General features: G+C 69.6%; 11 protein-coding genes. 6 read left to right on the top strand and 5 right to left on the bottom strand.

Features of this window, described 5'->3' with window-relative positions; translation table 11 throughout:
• Positions 1-2: 2 nt before the first annotated feature.
• From H295_RS0137065 to H295_RS44160, 4 genes are all read right to left on the bottom strand, one after another.
• Positions 3-1,238 (bottom strand): phosphodiester glycosidase family protein, encoded by a 1,236-nt coding sequence (locus tag H295_RS0137065; protein ID WP_020140412.1) that lies wholly within the window; start codon positions 1,236-1,238, stop codon positions 3-5.
• A 73-nt stretch (positions 1,239-1,311) separates the two neighbouring features.
• Positions 1,312-1,698: a DUF779 domain-containing protein gene (locus tag H295_RS0137060; RefSeq protein WP_028810097.1), complete on the bottom strand. Its 387-nt coding sequence runs from the start codon at positions 1,696-1,698 to the stop codon at positions 1,312-1,314.
• A gap of 48 nt (positions 1,699-1,746) precedes the next feature.
• Positions 1,747-2,019, bottom strand: coding sequence for a hypothetical protein (locus H295_RS0137055; protein ID WP_106961048.1), 273 nt, complete (start codon positions 2,017-2,019; stop codon positions 1,747-1,749).
• A complete protein-coding gene (locus tag H295_RS44160) occupies positions 2,016-8,591 on the bottom strand; it encodes an RHS repeat domain-containing protein (protein WP_158691106.1) in 6,576 nt (2,191 codons plus the stop codon). Before H295_RS44160 ends, H295_RS0137055 begins: the two co-directional genes overlap by 4 nt.
• A 283-nt stretch (positions 8,592-8,874) precedes the next feature.
• On the opposite strand from H295_RS44160, the gene H295_RS0137045 reads away from it, so the two are divergent.
• The gene (locus H295_RS0137045) at positions 8,875-13,851 is read left to right on the top strand and encodes a LamG-like jellyroll fold domain-containing protein (RefSeq protein WP_234021769.1); all 4,977 of its coding nucleotides are present in this window, start codon (positions 8,875-8,877) and stop codon (positions 13,849-13,851) included.
• 70 nt (positions 13,852-13,921) lie between these two features.
• Here the strand turns inward: H295_RS0137045 and H295_RS0137040 are convergent, their stop codons facing one another.
• Positions 13,922-15,097: a bifunctional class I SAM-dependent methyltransferase/NUDIX hydrolase gene (locus H295_RS0137040; RefSeq protein WP_028810096.1), complete on the bottom strand. Its 1,176-nt coding sequence runs from the start codon at positions 15,095-15,097 to the stop codon at positions 13,922-13,924.
• Between the two features lie 170 nt (positions 15,098-15,267).
• Here H295_RS0137040 and H295_RS0137035 point away from each other — a divergent pair, with 170 nt between their 5' ends.
• The 5 genes from H295_RS0137035 to H295_RS0137015 all read left to right on the top strand — a co-directional run bounded on the left by H295_RS0137035 (position 15,268) and on the right by H295_RS0137015 (position 22,575).
• Positions 15,268-16,917 (top strand): cellulase family glycosylhydrolase, encoded by a 1,650-nt coding sequence (locus H295_RS0137035; protein ID WP_028810095.1) that lies wholly within the window; start codon positions 15,268-15,270, stop codon positions 16,915-16,917.
• Between the two features lie 155 nt (positions 16,918-17,072).
• Positions 17,073-19,124 (top strand): discoidin domain-containing protein, encoded by a 2,052-nt coding sequence (locus tag H295_RS0137030; RefSeq protein ID WP_020140406.1) that lies wholly within the window; start codon positions 17,073-17,075, stop codon positions 19,122-19,124.
• Between the two features lie 24 nt (positions 19,125-19,148).
• A complete protein-coding gene (locus tag H295_RS0137025) occupies positions 19,149-19,739 on the top strand; it encodes a TetR/AcrR family transcriptional regulator (protein WP_020140405.1) in 591 nt (196 codons plus the stop codon).
• 64 nt (positions 19,740-19,803) lie between these two features.
• Positions 19,804-20,145 carry a VOC family protein gene (locus H295_RS0137020; RefSeq protein ID WP_020140404.1) on the top strand — a complete coding sequence of 114 codons (342 nt, stop codon included), beginning with the start codon at positions 19,804-19,806 and terminating at the stop codon, positions 20,143-20,145.
• Positions 20,146-20,199: 54 nt separating this feature from the next.
• The gene (locus H295_RS0137015; protein WP_020140403.1) at positions 20,200-22,575 is read left to right on the top strand and encodes an ATP-binding cassette domain-containing protein; all 2,376 of its coding nucleotides are present in this window, start codon (positions 20,200-20,202) and stop codon (positions 22,573-22,575) included.
• Positions 22,576-23,092 lie beyond the last annotated feature (517 nt).

The raw sequence follows: 23,092 nt of genomic DNA, 5'->3' as shown, positions 1-23,092 counted from the left end.
GATCAACCCGAGAAGACCCCGATACCGTTCGGAACGGGGCGTTCGGCGCCACCGGAGGGGTGGTTGAGGGCGGTGACGGAACTCGTGCCCGGCAACCGGGCGGCCATGGTCGTCGAGCCGCCGCCGTCCAGGCTGAAGGCGTCGACCGAGCCCAACGCCCGCATGGCGCGCGCGACTTCCGCGATCGTCAGCCCGCCGCGGTAGTCGGGCGCTCCGTCCAGTGCGAGGAGATACAGCGTCCGGCCGCCGTCCGCGATGCCCACGGCGGTACGCACCGCCGACGTGGTGTCGTCGAGACCGGGGAGCGCTCGGCCGTCCTCCAGCACCGGATAGCCGCCGAGCGCGAAGCGGTACGGGACCCGCGACGAGGCGGCGACCAGCCGGTGCCGCACCTTCACCGTCGAGCCGACCGCGAGCTTCCGCAGCTCCTGCGCGCCCGCCTCCCGGCCCACGAGGACGGTGGTGTTCGCGGCGATCGGCCCGCTCCCCGGGGTGCCGGCCGCGGCGACGACGTGCCCGGCACGGACTGTCACCTCCCAGGTGTCGGTGCTGCACGGGGCCGCCCGGTCGGTGTCCGTCCCGCAGGTCGCCCGCACCCGGGACACGTTGCCCCAGTCCGAGGTGTACGCCCCCACCGAACCGACAGGCAGCGCGTACTGGTTGAGCCCGCCGAGCGGCAGCGGACCCTGGGGTGTGCGCACCGATCCGTCGAGCGTCAGGTCGTCCAGGCGGGCCCGGCGGTCGGTGCCCACCCCGAACACGTCCTCGGTGCTCGTGCCGGGGGGCAGCGCGGGCCCGAATCGCTGGCCGTCCGGGACCGCCCCCTTCAGCACCCGCCCGTGCGCGATCGCCGGCCCCACGCTCGCGCCGGTCGCCTCCACGCCCGGGTGCTGGGTCTCGGAGATGTTGAAGAAGTCGCCGTTCACGCCCGCGAGGGCGCCCTGCGCGGTCGCCTGCCGGGACACCGGGGCCCGCGCGGCCACCGCCCCCGGATACAGCAGCTCGACCCGCACCCGCGGAGCGCGCAGGTCGACGCTCAGCACATGGGCGTGCGTCGGTCCTGCGGCCCCGGAGATGTCGAACTGGCCGTACCGCACGCCCTTGGCGAGCCGCGTCCACTGCGGGGCGGCACTCGCGGGTGCCGCGCCCACCAGGGCCGAACCGGCCAGTGTGCCGAGGGCCGCGAGAAGCGTCAGTACCGATCTGCCTGCGCCGAAACGTCCTTGACGGTGCGTCACAGCTCTCCCCTGAGGTCTCGTCAACTGTCCCAGAACTCAAGGGAAGTGCACCAGACGACGGGGGTCCGCGTGGCTACTCGGCACCGACCACACGCGAACGGATGAGGAAACGCACTCCCTCGGGTGCCTCCAGGGAGAATCCGCTCCCACGGCCCTCGACGACGTCGACGATCAACCGGGTGTGCGCCCACACCTCGTACTGGCTCCGCGACATCCAGAACGTCACCGGCCTCTCGACCCCGGCGACGTCCAACTCGGCCAGCAACACATCGGAACCACCGGTACGGAACTCGCCCTCCGGGTAGCACATCGGCGCGCTCCCGTCGCAGCAGCCGCCGGACTGGTGGAACATCAACGGCCCGTGCACCGCGTGCAGCCGACGCAGCAACTCACCGGCCGCGGCGGTGAGCTCGACCCGGGGCACCTCGTCGTACCCGGCATGTGCGGAATCCTCGTCCATGGTGGATGAGTGCAGCACGGGGAAGGTTGCGAAGGGGTTGCACCTACCTCAGGACAGGTCGAGGGGCACCGGGTTCCACTTGTACCGGGCGTCGTCCTCGTCCTTCAGGAGAACGCCCGCCTCGGCCATCCGGTCCAGGATGTCCACGAGCATGTCGCCCAACGGGTATCCGTCCTGCCAGAACATCGGCTTGACCCAGTTGAACTTCTGGTCGGGCGGGAAGACGCCGAGGAAGATCCCGAGCCGGAACGCCGCGTCGTCGTAGTCCCGCCAGTCGGCCAGGATCTCCTTGAGCTCCATGCTGTTCTCCGCCTTCATCATGGTTCCTCTCCCTCAGCCTCCGCGAGAAACGCCTGGACGTCTTCCATGGACTGTGCCTGGGTGTTGATCCAGTCGTCCTGGGTCGACTGGATTCTCGCGTTGTAGTCGTCGGGTGAGACACCGTTCTCGTTCGGTCCGAGCACGATATGGAACTTGTTCGTGGGCATCGCTCGCCCGGCGAGCCCACGTGCCGACAGGGCGTCGTCCCTGATGGCCCAGAGCGGGTCCTTCGACTGGCCCCCCGGCAGCCAGTTCGGTCGTGCCACCTTGTACATCCGCCCCGGATCGAGGTCCGTCGACAGGCCGGGGGGAGCGGCCTCCTCGTCGTCGACGACGATGTTCCCGTCCTCGTCGAGGTTCTCCTCGTAGTCCCTATCCCGGCCCCCCAGCGTGCGGGCGGAGTTGCCGAGCATCGGCTTGCCATCCGGGCCCGCGCGCATCGTGCGGAAGTAGATGGCGCCGGCGGCCGTCACCTTCCACCAGTGGCACTCACCGAAGAAGATGCACATGGTGCCGCGTTCGTTGGCCTTGGCCTGCTTGTCGAGGGCCGCATGAAGGCCGCTGACCTCGTCGGCGAACGACTTGGAGCACAACCCCGGTTTCCCGCTGCACACGTCGTCCCAGGTGCCGACCTCGGTGCCGTAGGCGAGCACCTTGTCGGGCATCTTGTAGGTCGACGCACGGGGGTCGAACATCTTGTCGTAGTGCGTCTTCAGTTCCTTCGCGAATGCCGCGGCCAGCTGCTTGATGTTCGGGGTGTTCGCGCTGAAGCCGAAGTGGGGCGAGATGAAGACGGGATGCGGGTGATAGTTCGAGCAGTTGTGCGCGTTGCACAGGCTGCCGAAGCCCTGCTCGTCGGCGAGGCTCTGCGAGATCGGCGGGGCGTCCGGGGTTACCGGTACGTTCATCGTGGGGTCGGCCCACCAGTTGTCCTCGCCGGACGGGTCTGACAGGGTCACGGGGTCGTTGCCCGCGTAGTCGTAGCCGGGCAGCTCGTTCGTGTCCATTGACTCGAACACCGGGTCGTCCGACAGGAAGCGGCCGGTGTACGGGTCGTACTCCCGGGCCCCGAGGTTGACCAGCGAGGTCGCCGGGTCCGGGGTGCCACCCACGAAGCCCGTGCCGTTCGGGAACGTGCTACCGGAGCCGCTGCGTGTCTGCCCGAAGGGCAGGTACTGGCGTCGCGTCACCGACTGCGTCTGATAGTCGATGGAGACCGTGGCGGTCCCCTGCTGGTTGGGAATGAGGTACTGGATGTCGCCCGAGCTGCTCCGCTGCGCGATGGTGTGACCGGCGACGGTGTAGTACCGAGTGCCCGAGAGCGTGTGGGTCGTTGTGTCCTCGACGATCTGGGCGTTCCCGACGAAGAGCGTGGCTTTGCCGGGATCGGTGCGCAGAGCGAGGCCACCGGTGGCGTCGTACAGGTAGCTGGTCGTACCGCTGCTGGTGGTGTCGGTGGCGACCTTGCCCTCGTCGTTGAAGGTCAGGGCCTGCTGTCCGGCCGCACCGCCGCTGATGGTCTGGGTGTTGCCCGCGGCGTCGTAGGTGTACGAGGCGGTGTTCGCGGCGGCGTTCGGTCCGGTGGCCGTGGTGCTGGTGAGGGTGTGCGGCTGATCGGTGGACGAGCCGGGGGTCGGGTAGTTGTAGGTGGTCGTGGTGTCACTGGCGGTGTTGCCGGTCGTGTCGTGGTCGGTCTGCGTCTTGCGCAGTCCGTCGGCCGTGTAGGTCCAGCTCTGCCAGTACGGGTTCGGGCCGCCGACGGTGCTGCTCGCCCCGGAGGCGGGAACGGCGGCACAGCTGTCGGTGGCCGTCCAGGCGCTGCTGAGGTGATCGGCGTAGTCGTAGGTGTAGCACTGCGTGTCGGTGGCGGCCCCGCCGTCCTGTGTGTCGCTGACGGCGGTGAGCAGGCCCGCGCCCTTGGAGATGCGCGTGTCGCCCCAGGTGTAGCGCGCGTGGTCCACCACAGTGCTGCTGGTGGAGTCCGTGGTCTGCGCGTCCGTCAGCGCGCCCGTCTGCTCGTCGTAACCGAGGGACAGGGCCACCCAGTTGGTGGAGGGGCCGAAGGTGTACTGCAGCAGCTGGCCCGACTCTGAGTAACCGATGGCGCTCACGTAGGTCCAGGCGTTGGTGCCGCTGCTGGTGAGACTGGTCGGTTCCCCCAACGTGTCGTAGCCGGTGGTGAGGGTCTCGGCCGGCAGACCCCCTTCGGCGGGATCCGACTCAGTGGCCGGCGCCCCGGTGGGCTTGTAGGTGTAGCTGGTGGTGTAGCCGGCCGCGGGAGCCAGCGCCGCTTCGTCGGTCGGCAGGTTCGCCAGGGTCGTCTTCTCCGCGGCGATCTTGCCCAGGGAGTTGTACGCCAGCACCGCCGTCGTGACCGACGGGCTGCCGGTGCCCAGCTGGTAGGAGGTACTGGCGGTGGGCATGCCCTTCTTGAGGGTGTCGTACGTCCACGCGCCGATCTGGTTCGCGGTCGACTGGGCGACGCCTCCGGTGGTGTCGTACGCGCCGGTCTTGCGTCCGTCGCCGTCGTAGCTGTACGAGAGCTGCTTGCCGCGGGAGTCGGTGGTGTTGAGGATCAGCCCGGCGGCGTCGAAAGCCGTGGTGCCCGTGCCGCTGTCGGGGTCGGTGGCGGAGGTCTGTCGGCCCAGCAGGTCGTACTTCCAGGACCAGGTGTTGCCGGCGGCGTCGGTCTCAGAGGCCCGGTTCCCGTCCGGGTAGTAGGCGTACTTCGTGTCCGAGTAGTCCGAGGCGGTGTCGTTCACCGGATCGGCCGTCGCACCGGTGTGGTACTCGTACAGGTCGGTGACACGGCCGCGGGCGTCGGTCAGCAGACTCTGGGACGTGGCGCCGGACGGCGGGATCGTGGTGGTGAAGTTGCCGCCGTAGACCGTGGTCGTGTGCCACGTCTCGGAGCCGAGCTTGTAGGCGGTGGCGACCGTCTTGCGGCCGGCTCCGTCGTAGGTGTATCCGGTCTCGGAGGGGATCTGGCCGTCCTGCGCCTGGACCAGTGTGCTGTCCGGGGCGCCGGTCGTGTAGTACGGACTGGACGTCTTCGCAACCTGGCCGATGGTGTTGTAGACGGTGTCGCTGACCTCCCTGCCGCCGTCGGGAGTCGGGGTCTGGGTCTCGCGCACTCGCAGAAGTGCGTCGTAGAGCATGGTGGCGCTGCGGTAGCTGCCGTCGTCGTTGAGCGACTGGGTGGTGATCGTCGACGGGGCGGTGCTGCTCAGTGTGTATACGTATTTGGTGACCGGAGAGGTGATGCCGGGGTTGAAGACCTGGGTGAGGCGGCCCAGTGCGTCGTAGGTGCCGGAGGCCTTGTAGCCGGCCGGGTCGGTCACCGACAGCGGGACGTTGCGCAGCGGGTCGTAGGTCTTGACGGTGGCGTAGCCGAGCGGGTCGGTCTCGGTGATGGACGTCGGTTCGGCGCCGGTCGTGGGCGAGTACGTGGTCTTCACCGTGCGCTTGTCGGCGTCGGTCGAGGTGGCGGGACGGCCGTACTGGTCGACGGTGGTGCTGGCCGTCGTCGTGTAGACCGGCGTGGAGCCGTTGTAGCTGGTGGCCTTCTGCGTCGAGGTCGGGTCGCCGACGCTCGGGGCCGCGCCCAGGGTGGTGGAGAGGTCGTAGAAGGTCAGGGTGTCGGAGACCGCGTCCTTCGGCAGTGTCGGCGTGGTGTCGCAGTCGACGGACACCGTGCGGACCTCGTCGGCGGTGTCCAGGATCCACTTCGCCGTGTTGTCCGCGTAACCGGTCGTCGTGCACAGGTCGTCGGCCGTGGTCGAGACGTCGCCGCGGTCGTCGGTCCTCGTGACGCGACCGTACGTGTCATGGGTGAAGGCGGTCTCGGTCACCCGGGTGCCGCCGGCGGCCAGCGGGGTGTACACCTTGCTGTCCGCGGCCCCGGTGAGGAACGCCTGCTGGTCGGGCAGCCCGGAGACCGCGTGGGTGGCGGTGGCGGCCGAGGTCCACGGGGTGGTGACGGCGTCGCTGACCACCTTGTTGCTGCCGCTGCCGTTGTACGTGATGGACTCGTACGTCTGACCGGCGAACTGGTTGGAGTCCTTGACCGGGGTGTCGCCGCGGGAGTCCGTGATGCTCACCGAGCGGGTCGCACCGCCGGGCAGGGTGTCGCCGTCCATCCCGCGGAAGAACGTGGTGTCGGTCTGTGTGACCGGATCGGGCGCGGTACCCGTGGTGACCGTCATGCCCTGGTAGCCGCGCCACTGGTTCCAGGTGCGCTGCGAGGACTTCGTCAGCGGGTTGGTGTCGTAGTGCCAGGCGCCGCCGCCTATGGGCGTGTAGTGGGTGGAGACGGTGTCGTTGACACCGCCACCGGTGGGGTCCTGCTGGGTGACGCCGGTGACGATGAACTTGTTGAACCAGTCCATGATCGGGCTGGTCTGGCCGGTGGGCGTCCAGTACTCCGGGTAGCACCGCTTGGTGTTGGTGCTCGGGTCGGACGGTGTGCCGGAAGTGCAGTCGGGTGCCGAGTAGTTGACGTTGATGATCGCGCCGGTCTCGGTCGTGACCGTGTTGAGCCGGTGGCGTGTGATGGGCGGGTAGCCGTTGGTGACGTTCACCCGGTTCGAGAGCGGTGTGCCGGTGAAGGTGACGGGCTTCATGGCGATCGGTGATGTGGAGCCGCCACCGGTGGTGTCCTGGCCGGTGTGCACCAGGGTGGACAGCCACAGCGCCGGAGAGGTCGAGTCGCCCGTCGCCGGGAACGCGTAGGTGAGGTCCCACTTGTCGACGTTGGTCTCGGTGGTGCCGGACAGCGCCTGCGTCTGCACCGTGCTCAGCTCGTACTCGGACCAGAAGGTGGGCGACGTGACGCTGCAGGAGGCGCCGCTGGCACAGTTCAGGTCGTACGGGACGTCCGGCCAGTCGGCGGCCGTCGACGAGGACAGCGTGGAGGTCGCGCAGCCGGTCGCGGACGTCTTGCAGCGGCCGTTGTAGCTGAAGGTGATCTGCGCGGCGGGGCTGGTCGAGTAGACGGAGCCGTCGCGCTGGCCGTACTGGATGCGGGTGAGGCGGGAGTCCCTGCTGTACGGGGTGTTCGCGGTGGTGCCGAGGTCACGCGCGTAGTACGCCGTGTCGACCGTGTAGAAGGAGGACATCACGTCGCCGTGCGTGTCCTTCACGTAGTCCAGGTTCCAGCGGTAGGCCTGCTGGCACCAGGAGTTGGAGAAGGTCGCGTTGTAGCACGGCTGTCCCGACGCGGTGGCGTAGACGGGCTCGGTGAGCACGGAGTTCGTCTTGGTGTCGCCCGAGGCCCAGCCCGGCAGTTCGTCGAGACCGAAGGTGTACTGCGTGCCGTCGTCGGTGGTGACCCGGAAGTACTCCCCGTTCTGCGCGCCGTTGGCGGCGCCGGTGAGGTATTCGACCTTCTCGTCGGAGTCGCCGGCGGGGTGGTACGTGCCCGTCTTGTCGTCCTTGACGAGCGTGGACGTCTGGCCGTTGAGGGAGAGCGTCAGCTGGTTGTCGTCCGACCAGCAGTAGTCCCGGGTCTTGGTCGTGCCCGCCGGGTTGTCGTTGCAGGACCTGTACGACCGCTCGACGAAGCTGGCCGGGAGGCCGAAGCCGTCGCCGACGACGGACGCCTGGTTGTTGGTGGAGGAGACGAGACCGTCGACGGCCTGGGAGTTGTAGCTGAGCCCGAGCTTCGGCGCCATCCCGCCGGGCACCCCGGGGACGGACATCGGATACGACCACTCGAAGCCGTCGGAGCTGCCGCCGGCCTGCCACGAACCGGACGGGCTCAGCGAGGTGGCCGAGAAGTCGCCGCCTCCGCCGCCGCTGTCCGAGGTCGCCGCGACCACCATCGTGCTCGCGGCCTGCAGCATGGCCTGCTTGGTGCCGGACGCGGCGGCCTGCTGTGAGGCGGACGGCTGTGTGCCGGGCAGGGACACGTCGGCGTGCAGGATGTGACCGTGTGTGTCGTTGCGGGAGGCCAACGGAGTCTGGGTACGGCAGGAGCGGACGCCTGGGGTGGTCAGGGCGCAGGCGGGCAGCCGCACGAGGTGCAGGCGGGAGGCGTAGTCACCGCCGAAGGCGCCCGCGTAGGCGGAGTAGTCCAGGCTGACCGCGACCTTGCTGCCGGCCGCTCGGGCCGCTGTGCCGGAGGGAGCCGTGCCGGAGAGCGCTGTCCCGGTGAGGTCCAGCAGCACTCCGTGGACGCCCGCGGCAGTGGCGGATCGGTGTGGAAGCAGCCGTACTTGGAGCCGGTCCGGGGCGCCGCTGTGGCCGCTTCGCCCGATCCGTACCGGCAGGGACCCCGCGCGCGCGGTCTTGCCGTCCGCCCGCGGAACGGTGAGGGAGGCAGTGCCGGCGGGCCAGCTGACGTGGGGGGTCTTGAAGGCCGGCATCCGCCGGGGTGCGTGGTAGTGCGAGGCGACCTCGTGCACAGCAACGGGTTTGCCGTGCGCGGGAGTCGGAGCGTGCCGGAGGGGTGCGGCGATCGCCTCCGGGCCGACGCCCGGCAGGGCCGGTGTCAGGAGTGCGAGCACGAGCAGCACGGGCCAGCGCGCCGTGATCCGGCCGCTCCTGAACCGCCTCCCGACTCCGGGTCTCATGGCCCGACTTGCCCACGCTCTGGTGACCGCCACGGTCGCGCCCCCCACAAGTTGACTGTGCTGCCGCTGTGTTCGAAACGAGCGGGAACGTATCCCGGCGGCACCGGCGGACGGACCGTGGGAACCAGTTCGTGGGCATACCTTTGCGAAAGCTATGTGATCGAATATGGGCAGGATTGCTGGCAAGAGCGATCAAATCCTGCCTCATTCCATCTAGTCGGAAGGCGCCGCACTTCCTACGTTCGTCTGCTGTCACCCGGGAGCAGCGAGCAAAGGATTCTTCATGCACCTTCACCGCATGCGCGGCGGTCGTCACGGGTCATGGCGCGCGAGACAGGCCGCGCTGACCGGCCTGGTGGCGTTGGCCCTGGCGGTCGGCGTCGCGCCCGCGCAGGCGCTTACCGCCGGTCAGGGACGGGCCGGCGACTCCCCGGCCCCGACCACCACAGGCAAGACGGCAGCGGCACGCGCCAGTGATCCCGTGAAGGACCCCAATCTGCCTACGCTCCCTGACGGGTTCGGTCCCACCCCGGCGGAGCGCCGCGCCATGGAGCAGGCCGGCGCCGCCGCGCGGACCTCCGGGAACAAGGTCGCGGTCGCCGCCCTGACCACCCCGGTGCAGCAGGTGAGGGCGCTGCCCCGGGGCGGCTTCGAACTGGACAGCAATCCCAAGCCGGTGCGCACCAGGCAGCACGGCCGCTGGGTACCGATCGACCTGCGGCTGCGCCCCGCCGCGGGCGGGCGCCTGGCCCCGGCCGCGACCGCGTACGGCAGCGTCTCGTTCTCCGCGGGCGGCAACGCGCCTCTCGTCAGCACCAGTTACGGGCACGCGACCATGTCCGTCGCCTGGCCCGGGCGGCTGCCGGCCCCGGTCGTCAAGGACACGACGGCCACCTACCGTGACGCACTTCCCGGCGTGGACCTGGTGGTGGCGGCCACCGCGGCCGGCGGGTTCACCGACACCCTGGTGGTCAAGAACAGGGCGGCGGCCGCCGATCCCGCGGTGAAGTCCCTGAGGCTGGGCACCACGGTCACCGGAGGCGGACTTCGCCGTGCCCCGGACGGCGGGCTGAGTCTGCTGGACACCCGCGGCCGCGACGTGCTGGACGCCCCGGCCGCACAGATGTGGGACTCCAACACCACCCTGCGACCCGCCCACGCGACCCGTGTGACCCCCGGCGCCAAGGTCGCGGCGGACGCCTCGGACGCCGGCCACCCGGGGCTCGCCGCCCGCCTTGCCCCGGTCGGGCTGAGCACCTCCGCCAAGTCGCTCGTTCTGAAGTCGGACACCCGGCTGCTCACCAGCCGCGGGACGGTGTTCCCGCTGTACGTGGATCCCACCTTCAACTGGCATCCGTACGACCCGGCCGCCCCGCATTTCGACGAGATCAAGCAGGGGTGCCCCAACACCTCGTTCTACGACAAGACCGACGCGCTGTCCGACTCGGGGCGGCTCGGCGTGGGCTACAACGGCTGGTCGGAGGGCGACTGCGCGGCCGGCCTGGAACACGCGCTCTACCAGTGGAAGTTGTCCTCCACCCTGTACGGGGCGCACATCAACACCGCCACCGTGAACGCCACCGAGGTCTACTCCGCCTCCTGCTCCAGCAGCTACACCGTCAACCTGCACTGGTCCGGCGGCTTCGGCAAGGGCACCGACTGGTCGAACCGGCCCGGCTTCAACAGCTACTCCACGTCGGCCTCGTACGCCCGTGCCTGGAACCCCACCTACTGCCCCTCCAACGGTGACGTCACGCACGGGCTGAACGTGCTCACCCCCATCAAGGCCGATGCCCTCGGGCACTCCTCCACCTTCGCCGTCACACTCAAGGAGGACTCGGCCGAGGACGCCCACAACGCGTCCGGCTTCTCCCGCTTCGCCGACAATCCGAGCCTGGAGATCTTCTACAACACCATCCCGAACGTGCCGGCCGTGAGCACCATGTCCGCCGTCTCCGGCGCGCACTCGGCGGGCTGCGACACCATCGCGCCGTACCCGTACATGGGCAAGACCATCGCCTCCACCCCGCCGGTGCTCAAGGCCAAGGTCAGTGACGGCGACGGTGACAAGCTTCAGGCCACCTTCCAGTACTGGGTGGACGGCTCGACCACCAAGGCGACCGTGCTCAGCGGCGACAACCTCGCCAGCGGCAGCTACGCCACCGCCTCGCTGCCTTCGAGCTTCACCAGTGCCCTGACCAACGGCAAGATCGTCGACTGGCAGGCGAAGGTCACCGACGGCGAGGACACCACCGCCTACTCCTCGACGTGCCACTTCGTTGCCCAGCCCACTGCCCCCGACGAGCCGACCGTCAGTTCGGAGAACAGCCTCTACCCGGACACCGACAACGGGGGCGCGGCCGGTGCGGTGGCGGGTACCGCAGGCACCTTCGACGTGGCGACCAGCGGCGGCGCGAGTGCCACGAAGTTCGTCTACTCGCTCGACGTCGGCCTCGACCCCACCGTCAGCCCGCCGGCCTCCCAGACCGTCCCCGCCACCAGCAACGCGGGCAAGGTGACCGTCACTCCGTACGCCCCCGGCCCGCACACGCTGTACGTCTACGCCATCGACGCGGCCGGCGACTTCTCCGCCACCCACCCCTACCGCTTCCTGGCCACCGGCCACACCCCGACCACCTGCGCGAGCCTGACCGCCTGCTACAACAACACCGGCATCAGCGCTGACGCCACGCCGTCGCAGGCCGACATGGACGGCACCGGCAGCAGCTACTCCGCCACCGACCTGAACAACGTCGGCTGGACGTCCGGCGGCAAGGTCACCATCGACGGCGCCACCTTCACGCTGCCCGCCTTCGGGTCCGGCCAGAAGGACAACGTGCTGGCCGCCAACCAGACCGTCACCTACAGCGGTTCCGGCAACGCCCTGGAGTTCCTGGCCTCGTCGTCGTACTCCAACTTCACCGACCCGGGCGCCATCAACGGTCAGGCGACCGCACCGTACGTGCCCGCCGGCAGCGCCGTGACCGGCACCTACTGCTTCACCGGGACCACGCCCGACGGGCCGTGCGCCGCCACCGGCACGGTCAACTACACCGACGGCACCTCTACTTCGTACGCCCTGACGGTGCCCGGCTGGACCGTCGCCGACGACTCGATTGCCGCGGTGATCCTGCCGCACCGCAACAACGCGAGTGGCCAGACCGCCAGCAAGCGGCGGTTGTACGCCTTCTCCGTCCCCCTCGACCCGGCCCGGACCATCGCGTCGGTCACTTTGCCCGACGTCGGCAACAAGATCGGCAACCACACGCCGTCGCTGCATGTGTTCTCCCTGGCCACGCGCAACACCACCGTGCGCACGACGGAGTCCAACGGCACCAACGTGGCCGCACCGAGTGGCCAGACATGGACCGGCGCCTGGGGCAGCCCGAGCGAGGGCGAGGACGGCGACATGGGGCCGTTCGGCAACCAGACCTTCCGAGTCGCGCTGCGCCCCTCCGTGTCCGGCAGCACCGTACGCATCAAGCTGGACAACGCACTGGGCTCATCGAAGCTGTCCATCGGACACGCCACCGTCGCCACGTCGTCCGACACCGTGCCCGATCCCGCTGAGCCTTCCTCGGTTCCCGCCGGCACCCCGACCTCGCTGACCTTCTCGGGCAGCCAGAGCGTCACCGTACCGGCCGGCGGCATGATCTACAGCGACCCCCTGCCCTTCCCGGTGACCCGGAACAGATTCCTGCTGGTCTCGTACTTCCTGTCGAACTCGGTCAATGCGATCGTCTGGCACACCGCTGCCAACACCGGCCTGGAGTATCTGGCCGACACCGGCACCGGCGACAAGACCACCGACACCACGGGGAACCCGTTCACCAGCTCCAAATGGGAAGGCACCCCGGTCACGCATCTGCTCACCGACGTCGACGTCACGACCGCCGGCGCTCCCACGCGGGCCATCATCGGGGACGGCGAGTTCGACACATCGCGCCCCCAGTCCCTGCCGAGCGGCACGCAGATCGACGACGTGCTGCAACGCGCAGACGCTTCCACCGACCAGGCCTCCGGCGAGATCTCCGAGAGCGTCTCCGCGAACCAGCTCATGAGCGACTACGCCGACGGCGCCTTCCCCGCGTCCGGCCCCTCGCTCCTGTCCCGCATCGACCGTGACGTTCTCGACCAGCCGGGCGTGAACAGCGTCCTCCTCTACGAGGGACTTGAAGACGTGTTGGAAGGCGGCCGCACCGACGTCGACCTGGAGACCAACGGCTACACCGCCCTCGTCCAGCAGCTCACCGGCTGGGGCATCGGCACGACGGTGAGCACCCTCACCCCCTGCGACGGTTACACCGGCGGCGGCACCACGACAGCGTCCCCGGTCAACGACCCGTGCACCACGACCGTCGACCAGTACCGGTCGGCCGTGAACGACTGGCTGCGCAGCTACAACCTCGGCGGGTGGTGGGACACCCCGCCCGTCTTCGTCACCGACATCGACACGACCCTGGCCACGATCGACACCACGAACGGTGAGGAGAAGCTCGCGCCGGGCGCCGACAGCTGGGACCACCTCAACCCCAAGAACGCGGGCTTCGGGGCCATCGCCGGCGTCTACGACTCACCGCACCACAGCTGGAACCTGGACGACGGCGACGGCTACACCTTCGCCAACGACACCGCGCCCACCGACACCGCCTACGCGATGCCCGACACCACGGTGGGCAACAATCCGCTGACCCTGAGCGGAGGTACCACCTGGGGCAACGACACGACCCGCGGCGAAGTGCTGAACCTGGACGGGACCAGCGGGTACGCCGCCTCCGGCACGAGTGCGCTGGACACCACCCGCAGTTACTCCGTCTCTGCCTGGGTGAAGATGTCCTCCCTGCCCACCCACAACGCGACCATCGCCGCCCAGGACGGCAGCCAGACCAGCCCCTTCATGCTCCAGTACAACGCAGCCTCCGGCACCCCCAGTTGGTCATTCAGCCTCAGCAAGAGCGACACCGCCGATGTCGGCTTCTGGAACGCAACGGCCTCCGGCGTCACCGCAGGCACCTGGACGGACCTCGTCGGCACCTACGACGCCACGACCCGGACCGCCAAGCTGTACGTCAACGGCACCCTCGCCGCCACTACCACCAATGCCGTCTCCTGGGGATCCTCGGGTCCGTTCACCGTCGGCCGGGGCCAGTACGACGGCGTGGCCACCGACTTCGTACCTGGTGCCGTCAGCCACGTCCAAGCATGGAACTACGCGCTCACGCCCGAGGAGGCCGACGCTCTGAACAGACAACTGCTGTGACACCCGCCGAACGCCCCTGACCTGCGGGTGGGGCCGGGAGACGGCTGTCTCCCGGCCCCACCCGCAGCCGTTACCCCTCCTGGTCGGCATACCGCGTGAAGTGCGCCGCTGTGTGGTCGATCGGCAGGTCCGGGCGCCACACCGTGAGGCCCTGCGCGCTGCACACGAACAGGTTTTCCGGGAGGCGGTCCAGGGGGAACCAGCGCCAGTCGCCGACGCGTTCGTCGGGCTGGTCGGACGGTTCGCCGTGCCAGGTGGTGACCTCGCTGGCCACGGTCATCCGGACCACCCCCTCGACATGATCCAGAAGCGTGCCCAGGAGCCGTACGTCGGAGGGGCGGGACTCGATCCCGGTCTCCTCGCGGAGTTCGCGGACGACGGTCTCCTCCAGCGACTCCCCGGGCTCCACCGTGCCCCCTGGCAACTCCCAGGTCCCGCGCCGGTGCCTGCCGAGGAGCAGTCCGCGCGGGCCGTACAGGATGGCGCCGACCCCGATCGCCGCGTGCGGTACCGGAGGGCGCCTGCCGCGAGGCCGGGAGGACACCCGGACCGGTCGAGTCGCCCGGAAGATCCGGTACGAGGCGTGGTTGTCCTTCTCCGGCGCGTCGAGGACCTCCACACCCTCGACGCGCAGTCCGTGCTCGGCCAGCAGGTCGGTCCAGAGTTCGGGTGTCAGCACCCACATGTGCACGGTCGTCTCATCGCCTCCCGCCGGTCGCAGCACCTCGGGCCGGGACTCGACGACCGTCGAGGGGCCGTCGCCGCGGGAGTTGGTGTGCAGCACCGTGAAGCACAGCGTCCCGCCGGGGCGCAGCGCCGCGGCGAGGGCGGGCAGCAGCCGGCGGGGGTCGATGTACGGCATCCCGTTGACCGAGTAGATGACGTCGTACGGCGCCGCCGTGCCCAGGTGTTCGACGGCGTCGGCCCTGATCAGGTTCAGGCCGGGCACGGAGCCATGAGCGGCGCGGGCCCGTTCGTGCTGGGCGGGGGAGGAGTCGACCGCGTCCACCGAGGCGCCGTGCGCCCGGACCAGGTGCGCCGCGTGCCGGCCGGGACCGCAGCCGAGGTCCAGCACTCGGCGCCCTGCGAGTTCGCCGAGGATCTCGGCACCCGGCCCGGTGCCCCAGAAGCCCCAGTCGAACCGCGTCGGCTCCGGCAGCACCGTGCCGCGCCGCAGATGGTGGTCGCCGTAGGCCTGCCAGGCCGCGGCGTTCACGGAATCCGGGTCGACGGGGCGACTGGTCAAGGTGCCTCCAGGGTGCGGTGGTCGAGGCCGCCACCCTATGCGCCACTCCCGTGCGCCCTTTGTCGTCGCGCATCTTGACGTGTACTCGGCAGAGTGGCTTCCATGGGAGCGCTCCCATCTCCATGCTCCGCTTCCCCATTCCGTCAACCCCACCCACCCCTGGAGCCGCAATGAGAAGAACGAGAACGAGCCCCTTACCCACCTTCCTGGCCGGGCTGGCCGCCCTGATCGGCCTCATGGTCCCCGGCGCCCTCGGCCCCGGTACCGCCCAGGCCGCCGTCGAGCCCGGCACGCAGGCCGCCGGTCTGCACATCAGCAACGGCCGCCTCGTCGAGGGCAACGGCAACGACTTCGTGATGCGCGGCGTCAACCATGCCCACACCTGGTACCCCGACAAGCTCGGTTCGCTGGCCGACATCAAGGCGCAGGGCGCCAACACCGTCCGGGTCGTCCTCGCTGACGGGCACCGCTGGACCGCCAACAGTGCCGCGGACGTGGCGAATGTGATCGCCCGGTGTAAAGCCAACAAGCTCATCTGCGTCCTGGAGGTGCACGACACCACCGGCTACGGCGAGGAGAGCGCCGCCGGCACCCTCGACCAGGCCGCCGACTACTGGATCGGCCTGAAGGACGTGCTCGCCGGCCAGGAGAACTACGTCATCATCAACATCGGCAACGAGCCCTGGGGGAACACCGGTCCGGAAGGGTGGACCGCTCCGACCATCGCCGCGATCCAGAAGCTCCGCAACGCCGGCTTCCAGCACACGATCATGGTCGACGCGCCCAACTGGGGCCAGGACTGGCAGCAGGTCATGCGCACCAACGCCCGGTCCGTGTACGCCGCCGACACCACCGGCAACCTGATCTTCTCGATCCACATGTACAGCGTCTACGACACCGCAGCCGAGGTCACCGACTATCTGAACGCCTTCGTCAACGCCAAACTGCCCATCCTCATAGGGGAGTTCGGCGGCCCCGCCGACCAGTGGGGCGATCCCGACGAGGACACCATGATGGCGACGGCCCAACGGCTCGGACTCGGCTACCTCGCCTGGTCCTGGAGCGGCAACACCGACCCGAGCCTCGACCTCGTGCTCGGCTTCGACCCCGCACAGATGACCTCGTGGGGGCAGCGCATCTTCCACGGCACCGACGGCATCGCGCAGACCGCCAAGGAGGCCACGGTCTTCGGCGGCGGCTCCGCCGACACCCAGGCCCCGACCGCGCCCGGCACCCCGACCGCCTCCGCGGTGACGGCATCCTCGGCCCACCTCACCTGGACGGCGTCTTCTGACAACGTTGGCATCGCCGGATACGACGTCGTGCGGGTCAGCGGTGGCACGGAGACCACGGTCGCGTCCGCCACCGGCACCTCCGTGATGATCACCGGCCTGAACGCCGACACCGCCTACTCCTTTGCCGTTTACGCCCGTGACGCTGCCGGCAACAGGTCGCCCCGGTCGGGCACGGTGAGCGTCACCACCACCGCCACGCCCGCCGGCAACTGCTCGGTCGGCTACCGCGTGGTCGGCGACTGGCCCGGCGGCTTCCAGGGCGAGATCGCCGTCCGCAACACGGGAACGGCCGCCGTCACCGGCTGGAAGCTGGGCTTCTCCTTCGCCGACGGACAGACCGTCTCCACCATGTGGGGCGGTACCGCCGCGCAGAGCGGTGGCTCGGTGACCGTCACCCCGGCCCCGTACACCAGCACCATTCCCGCCGGGGGCTCTGTGACCGTCGGCTTCATCGGCAGCAAGGGGGCCAAGAACACCGCGCCCGGCGCGTTCACCCTCAACGGGGCGTCCTGCGTGAACGGTTGATGCACCCGAGGCATCAGGTCAACTGTCCCGGACTCTTGACTCGGAACGCGCGCGTCGCGATCCTCGACGCATCTATTGCGCCGGTCATGACAACTCCAAGGGCAGTCAAAACTCCCTCGGTCGACGGCGCCCCCGCCGACCGAGGGACGTGTGCCGTGACCGGACGCTCCTGCCGCAGACGCAAGAACATCACCATCGTCTCCGTGCTCTTCCTGGTACTGGCCGCGATCCTCGGCCCCACGCCGAGTTCGGCCGCCACCGACTGGTGGACGCCGACCGCACGGCCCGCCCCCGACGCCCAGATCAACGTGACCGGAGCGCCCTTCACCGGCACCAACTCCGCAGGCGAGGTACGGGGGTTCGTCGACGCGCACAACCACCTCTTCTCCAACGAGGCCTTCGGTGGCCGGCTGATCTGCGGCAAGGTGTTCTCCGAGTCCGGAGTCGCCGACGCTCTCAAGGACTGCCCCGAGCACTACCCCGACGGCAGCCTCGCGCTCTTCGACTACATCACCCACGGCGGTGACGGCAAGCACGACCCGACCGGCTGGCCCACCTTCAAGGACTGGCCGGCGTACGACTCGATGACCCATCAGGCCGACTACTACGCCTGGGTGGAGCGGGCCTGGCGAGGTGGCCAGCGGGTGCTCGTCAACGACCTCGTCACCAACGGGATGATCTGCTCGATCTACCCGTTCAAGGACCGCGGTTGTGACGAGATGACCTCGATCCGCCTTCAGGCCAAGCTCGCCTACGACCTCCAGGGCTTCGTCGACAAGATGTACGGCGGCACCGGCAAGGGCTGGTTCCGGATCGTCACCGACAGCGCGCAGGCCCGACAGGTCATCGAGCAGGGCAAGTTGGCCGTCGTGCTCGGCGTCGAGACCTCCGAGCCGTTCGGCTGCAAGCAGATCCTCGACATCGGGCAGTGCAGCAAGGCGGACATCGACAAGGGCCTCGACGAGCTGTACGGGCTCGGTGTGCGCTCGATGTTCCTGTGCCACAAGTTCGACAACGCGCTGTGCGGGGTCCGCTTCGACGAGGGCGGTCTCGGCACCGCCATCAACGTCGGGCAGTTCCTGTCCACCGGCACCTTCTGGAAGACCGAGGCCTGCAAGGGCCCGCAGCACGACAACCCGATCGGCACGGCGGCCTCCGAGGCCGAGGCGGACCTGCCGGCCGGCGTCGACGTCCCGTCGTACGACAAGGCCGCGCAGTGCAACGTCCGCGGGCTCACCGATCTCGGCGAGTACGCCGTGCGCGGCATGATGAAACGCAAGATGATGCTCGAGATCGACCACATGAGCGTCAAGGCCACCGGCCAGGTCCTCGACATCTTCGAGGCCGCGAACTACCCCGGTGTCCTGTCCTCGCACAGCTGGATGGACCTCAACTGGACCGAGCGGGTGTACTCGTTGGGCGGGTTCGTCGCCCAGTACATGCACGGCTCCGAGGGGTTCGCCGCCGAGGCGAAGCGCACGAACGCCCTGCGGGACAAGTACGGCGTCGGATACGGCTTCGGCACCGACTTCAACGGCATCGGCGACCACCCCGCACCACGCGGAGCGGACGCCGCGAACAAGGTCACGTACCCCTTCAAGAGCGTCGACGGCGGCTCCGTGATCGACCGGCAGACCTCCGGGCAGCGCACCTTCGACTTCAACACCGACGGGGCCGCGCACGTCGGGCTGATCCCCGACTGGATCGAGGACATCCGGCTCGTCGGCGGTCAGGACGTGGTCGACGACCTGTTCCGCGGGGCCGAGTCCTACCTCGACACCTGGGGCACCACCGAGCGCCACCAGGCGTCCGTCAACCTCGCGCAAGGGCGTGCGGCCACGGCCAGTTCGTCCGAGTCCAACCCCTTCACCAGCTACCAGCCGGGGCGGGCCGTCGACGGTGACGACTCCAGCCGCTGGGCGAGCGACTGGAGCGACGACCAGTGGTGGCAGGTCGACCTGGGCTCCACCAACCTGGTCTCCAAGGTCACGCTCGACTGGGAGCGGGCGTACGGGAAGTCGTACCGGATCGAGCTGTCGACGGACGGGACGGACTGGCGGACCGTCTGGTCGACGACCTCCGGTGACGGCGGCCTCGACACCGCCAAGTTCACCGGTACCCCGGCGCGTTACGTCAGGGTCCACGGTCTCGGCCGCGGCACCGACTGGGGATACTCGCTCTACGAGGTGGGCGTCCACAGCGGCTGATCCGTTCGACAGCGGGGGACACACATGGCACGCATGCCGTCGGCCGAGCGGCGCCGACAGCTGACGGAGGCGGCGATCAGGGCGATGGCCCGGGACGGCGTCGCGAAGACGACGACCCGGTCCATCGCCGCCGAGGCCGGCGTGTCCCTGAGCGTCTTCCACTACTGCTTCGACTCCAAGCAGGCCCTCGTCGAGGCCGTGATCACCACGCTCACCGACCACTCGGTGAGCGTGGTGCAGGAGGCGCTGCGCCCGAAGGACACCCTGGAGGAGACCGTCGCCGCCGGTTTCCGGGCCTACTGGGACCATGTCCGCGCCAACCCCGAGGCGCACATGCTCACCTACGAGCTCACCCAGTACGCCCTGCGCGAGCCCGGCTTCGACCACCTCGCCAGACGCCAGTACGAGCTGTACGGCGAGTCCTACGCCGAGCTCATCGAGCAGCTGCGCCGGGACATGGACCTGGAGCTGCGGGTGCCCGTGTCCGTCCTGGCCCGTTATCTCGCGGCCATGACCGACGGGCTCACCCTCAACTACCTCGTCCTCGGCGACGCGGCCGCCTGGTCGGAGATCCTCGACACCGTCACGGCGCACATCGCGGGCCTGGTGCGCTGAGGGTGCGCTGAGACCGGTCAGTATTCGAGAAGCGCCGGCCGGGAGCCGTGGCTAGCGTGACGCCATGGACATCACCCTTCGGGCGAGCTTCCTTCCGCAAGACGACCCGGAAGCGTCGCTGGCGTTCTACCGGGACGTGCTCGGCTTCGAGGTCCGGGGTGACACCGGCCGCGGAGGCCGGCGCCGGATCACGGTCGGTCCCGCGGGCGGCCCCTCGGTGGTGCTGCACCCGGTGGGCGAGGACCCCGGTCTCCTGCTCACCACCCCCGACCTCGACGCCGCCTTCGAGTGGCTCCAGGCCCGCGCCGAGGTGATCCAGGAGCCGATCGAGCAGTCGTACGGTGTGCGGGACTGCGCCTTCCTCGACCCCGCGGGCAATGTGATCCGGGTCCAGGAGCTGCGCTGAGACGCACGCGTCGACATAGTGTGCGAAGTCGTCGAAACGGGAGGACGGAAGACCATGAGCCAGGCCACTTCGGGCGACCGGCACACCGCTGACAGCCACGACCTGATCCGCGTGCACGGGGCGCGCGAGAACAACCTCAAGGACGTCAGCATCGAGATCCCGAAGCGCCGGCTCACGGTCTTCACCGGAGTCTCCGGCTCCGGCAAGAGCTCGCTGGTGTTCGACACCATCGCCGCCGAGTCGCAGCGGCTGATCAACGAGACCTACAGCGCCTTCGTCCAGGGCTTCATGCCCACGCTCGCCCGGCCCGAGGTCGACGTCCTCGACGGCCTCACCACCGCGATCACCGTCGACCAGCAGCGCCTCGGCGGCGACCCGCGCTCCACCGTCGGCACCGTCACCGACACCAACGCGATGCTGCGCATCCTCTTCAGCAGACTCGGCACCCCGCACATCGGCTCGCCCAAGGCCTTCTCCTTCAACGTGGCCTCCATCAGCGGGGCGGGCGCGGTGACCGTGGAGCGCGGCGGGCAGACCGTGAAGGATCGGCGCAGCTTCAGCATCGTCGGCGGCATGTGTCCGCGCTGCGAGGGCCGCGGCACCGTCAACGACATCGACCTCACCCAGCTCTACGACGACTCCAAGTCGCTGGACGAGGGCGCCCTGACCATCCCCGGCTACAAGGCCGGCGGCTGGAACTACCGCCTCTACAGCGAGTCCGGCTTCTTCCCCGCGGACAAGCCGATCGGGAAGTTCACCAAGCGCGAGCTCCAGGACTTCCTGTACCGCGAGCCGACCAGGATGAAGATCGCGGGCATCAACATGACCTACGAGGGTCTCGTGCCGCGGATCCAGAAGTCGATGCTGGCCAAGGACCGCGAGTCGATGCAGCCGCACATCCGGGAGTTCGTGGACCGGGCCATCACCTTCATGGTGTGCCCCGACTGCGAGGGCACCCGGCTCAACGAGGGCGCCCGGTCCTCGAAGATCAAGGGGATCAGCATCGCCGACGCCTGCGCGATGCAGATCAGCGACCTCGCCGACTGGGTCCGCGCGCTGAAGGAACCGTCGGTCGGGCCGCTGCTGACGGCGCTGGGGGAGACCCTCGACTCCTTCGTGGAGATCGGGCTCGGCTATCTCTCCCTGGACCGGCCCTCGGGCACGCTGTCCGGCGGCGAGGCGCAGCGCACCAAGATGATCCGCCATCTCGGCTCCTCGCTCACCGATGTCACCTACGTCTTCGACGAACCGACGATCGGGCTGCACCCGCATGACATCCAGCGCATGAACAACCTGCTGCTGCGCCTGCGGGACAAGGGGAACACGGTCCTCGTCGTGGAGCACAAGCCGGAGACGATCGTGATCGCCGACCATGTCGTCGACCTCGGCCCCGGTGCCGGCACCGCGGGCGGCTCGGTCTGCTTCGAGGGCACGGTCGAGGGACTGCGGACCAGTGGCACGGTCACCGGGCGCCACTTCGACGACCGGTCCGCTCTCAAGGACACGGTCCGCAAGGCGACCGGCGTGCTGGAGATCCGGGGTGCGAGCACGCACAACCTCCAGGACGTCGACGTGGACGTCCCGCTCGGGGTGCTGACGGTGATCACCGGTGTGGCCGGGTCGGGCAAGAGCTCGCTGGTGCACGGGTCGATTCCGGCCGCGGAGGGGGTGGTGTCCGTGGACCAGGGGGCGATCCGTGGCTCGCGGCGCAGCAACCCGGCGACGTACACCGGACTCCTCGAACCGATCCGGAAGGCGTTCGCGAAGGTCAACGGTGTGAAGCCGGCGCTGTTCAGCGCGAACTCGGAGGGGGCCTGTCCCACCTGCAACGGGGCGGGGGTCGTCTACACCGACCTCGCGATGATGGCCGGGGTCGCGACGACCTGCGAGGAGTGCGAGGGGAAGCGGTTCCAGGCCTCGGTCCTCGAATACCACCTCGGTGGGCGGGACATCAGCGAGGTGCTCGCGATGCCGGTGACGGAGGCGCTGGAGTTCTTCGACACCGGTGAGGCGCGGACGCCCGCCGCGCACCGGATCCTGGAGCGGCTCTCGGACGTCGGGCTCGGCTACCTCACCCTCGGACAGCCGCTCACCACGCTGTCCGGAGGTGAGCGGCAGCGGCTGAAGCTGGCGACCCACATGGGGGACAAGGGCGGTGTCTACATCCTCGACGAGCCGACGACCGGCCTCCACCTCGCCGACGTCGAACAGCTGCTCGGTCTCCTCGACCGCCTCGTCGACTCCGGGAAGTCCGTCATCGTCGTCGAACACCACCAGGCGGTCATGGCCCACGCCGACTGGATCATCGACCTCGGCCCGGGCGCGGGCCACGACGGCGGCCGGATCGTCTTCGAGGGGACTCCGGCGGAGCTGGTGGCGACGGGGGGCACGCTGACGGCGGAGCATCTGGCGGCGTACGTGGGGGAGTGACGGCGGCCGGGTTCGGGGTCGGGCGGGGGTGAGGCTCGGGCGGCGACTTGCCGTGGGGGCTGGGTGGGTCGAGGCGGCCGGGACGTGACGCGCTCCGCCCCGCCCCGCCCGGCGCGGGGGCACTCCGTCCTCCGACGGCTGGGGAGCCGCGGCCGACTCGCCGGCGCCCTCGGGATCGGGCCGGCCTTCGGTCGCGGAGGTGCGGATGGGGACCGGTCCCGCCTCCGCGGCCTGGTGACGGTACGCCGTCGTCCTTGGCCGCGTGATGCGGAAGCACCCCGGCTCCCCGCCCGGCGGCGCGGATACGCCTTCGCGCTCCTCGCGGTGGCCGAAAGTACCTCGGCCCCTCCCACCCGTCCTCGGTCCTGGATCCCCCGGGCCCCGACCGGCGCAGCACATATCAGGCCGCACACCTGTCCCGACTCCCCACCCACGGCCGTGAACCGCCCGCCTCCCCGATCCCCGGCCCGGCTCCCCGGCCCCCGGCCCGGCTCCCCGGCCCCCGGCCCGGCTCCCC

It is taken from the genome of Streptomyces sp. 351MFTsu5.1, from assembly GCF_000383655.1.
GTDB classification, from domain to species: Bacteria; Actinomycetota; Actinomycetes; order Streptomycetales; family Streptomycetaceae; genus Streptomyces; species Streptomyces griseorubiginosus.
Note: the sequence above shows the minus strand (reverse complement) of the source record. Positions and strands in the feature narration are given on the sequence as shown.

Excerpts from the sequence above, each read along its gene's own strand:
- H295_RS0137060 (WP_028810097.1), bottom strand. The coding sequence starts at position 1,698 with ATGGACGAGGATTCCGCACATGCCGGGTACGACGAGGTGCCCCGGGTC.
- H295_RS0137055 (WP_106961048.1), bottom strand. The coding sequence starts at position 2,019 with ATGATGAAGGCGGAGAACAGCATGGAGCTCAAGGAGATCCTGGCCGAC.
- H295_RS44160 (WP_158691106.1), bottom strand. The coding sequence starts at position 8,591 with ATGAGACCCGGAGTCGGGAGGCGGTTCAGGAGCGGCCGGATCACGGCG.
- H295_RS0137045 (WP_234021769.1), top strand. The coding sequence starts at position 8,875 with ATGCACCTTCACCGCATGCGCGGCGGTCGTCACGGGTCATGGCGCGCG.
- H295_RS0137035 (WP_028810095.1), top strand. The coding sequence starts at position 15,268 with ATGAGAAGAACGAGAACGAGCCCCTTACCCACCTTCCTGGCCGGGCTG.
- H295_RS0137025 (WP_020140405.1), top strand. The coding sequence starts at position 19,149 with ATGGCACGCATGCCGTCGGCCGAGCGGCGCCGACAGCTGACGGAGGCG.
- H295_RS0137020 (WP_020140404.1), top strand. The coding sequence starts at position 19,804 with ATGGACATCACCCTTCGGGCGAGCTTCCTTCCGCAAGACGACCCGGAA.
- H295_RS0137015 (WP_020140403.1), top strand. The coding sequence starts at position 20,200 with ATGAGCCAGGCCACTTCGGGCGACCGGCACACCGCTGACAGCCACGAC.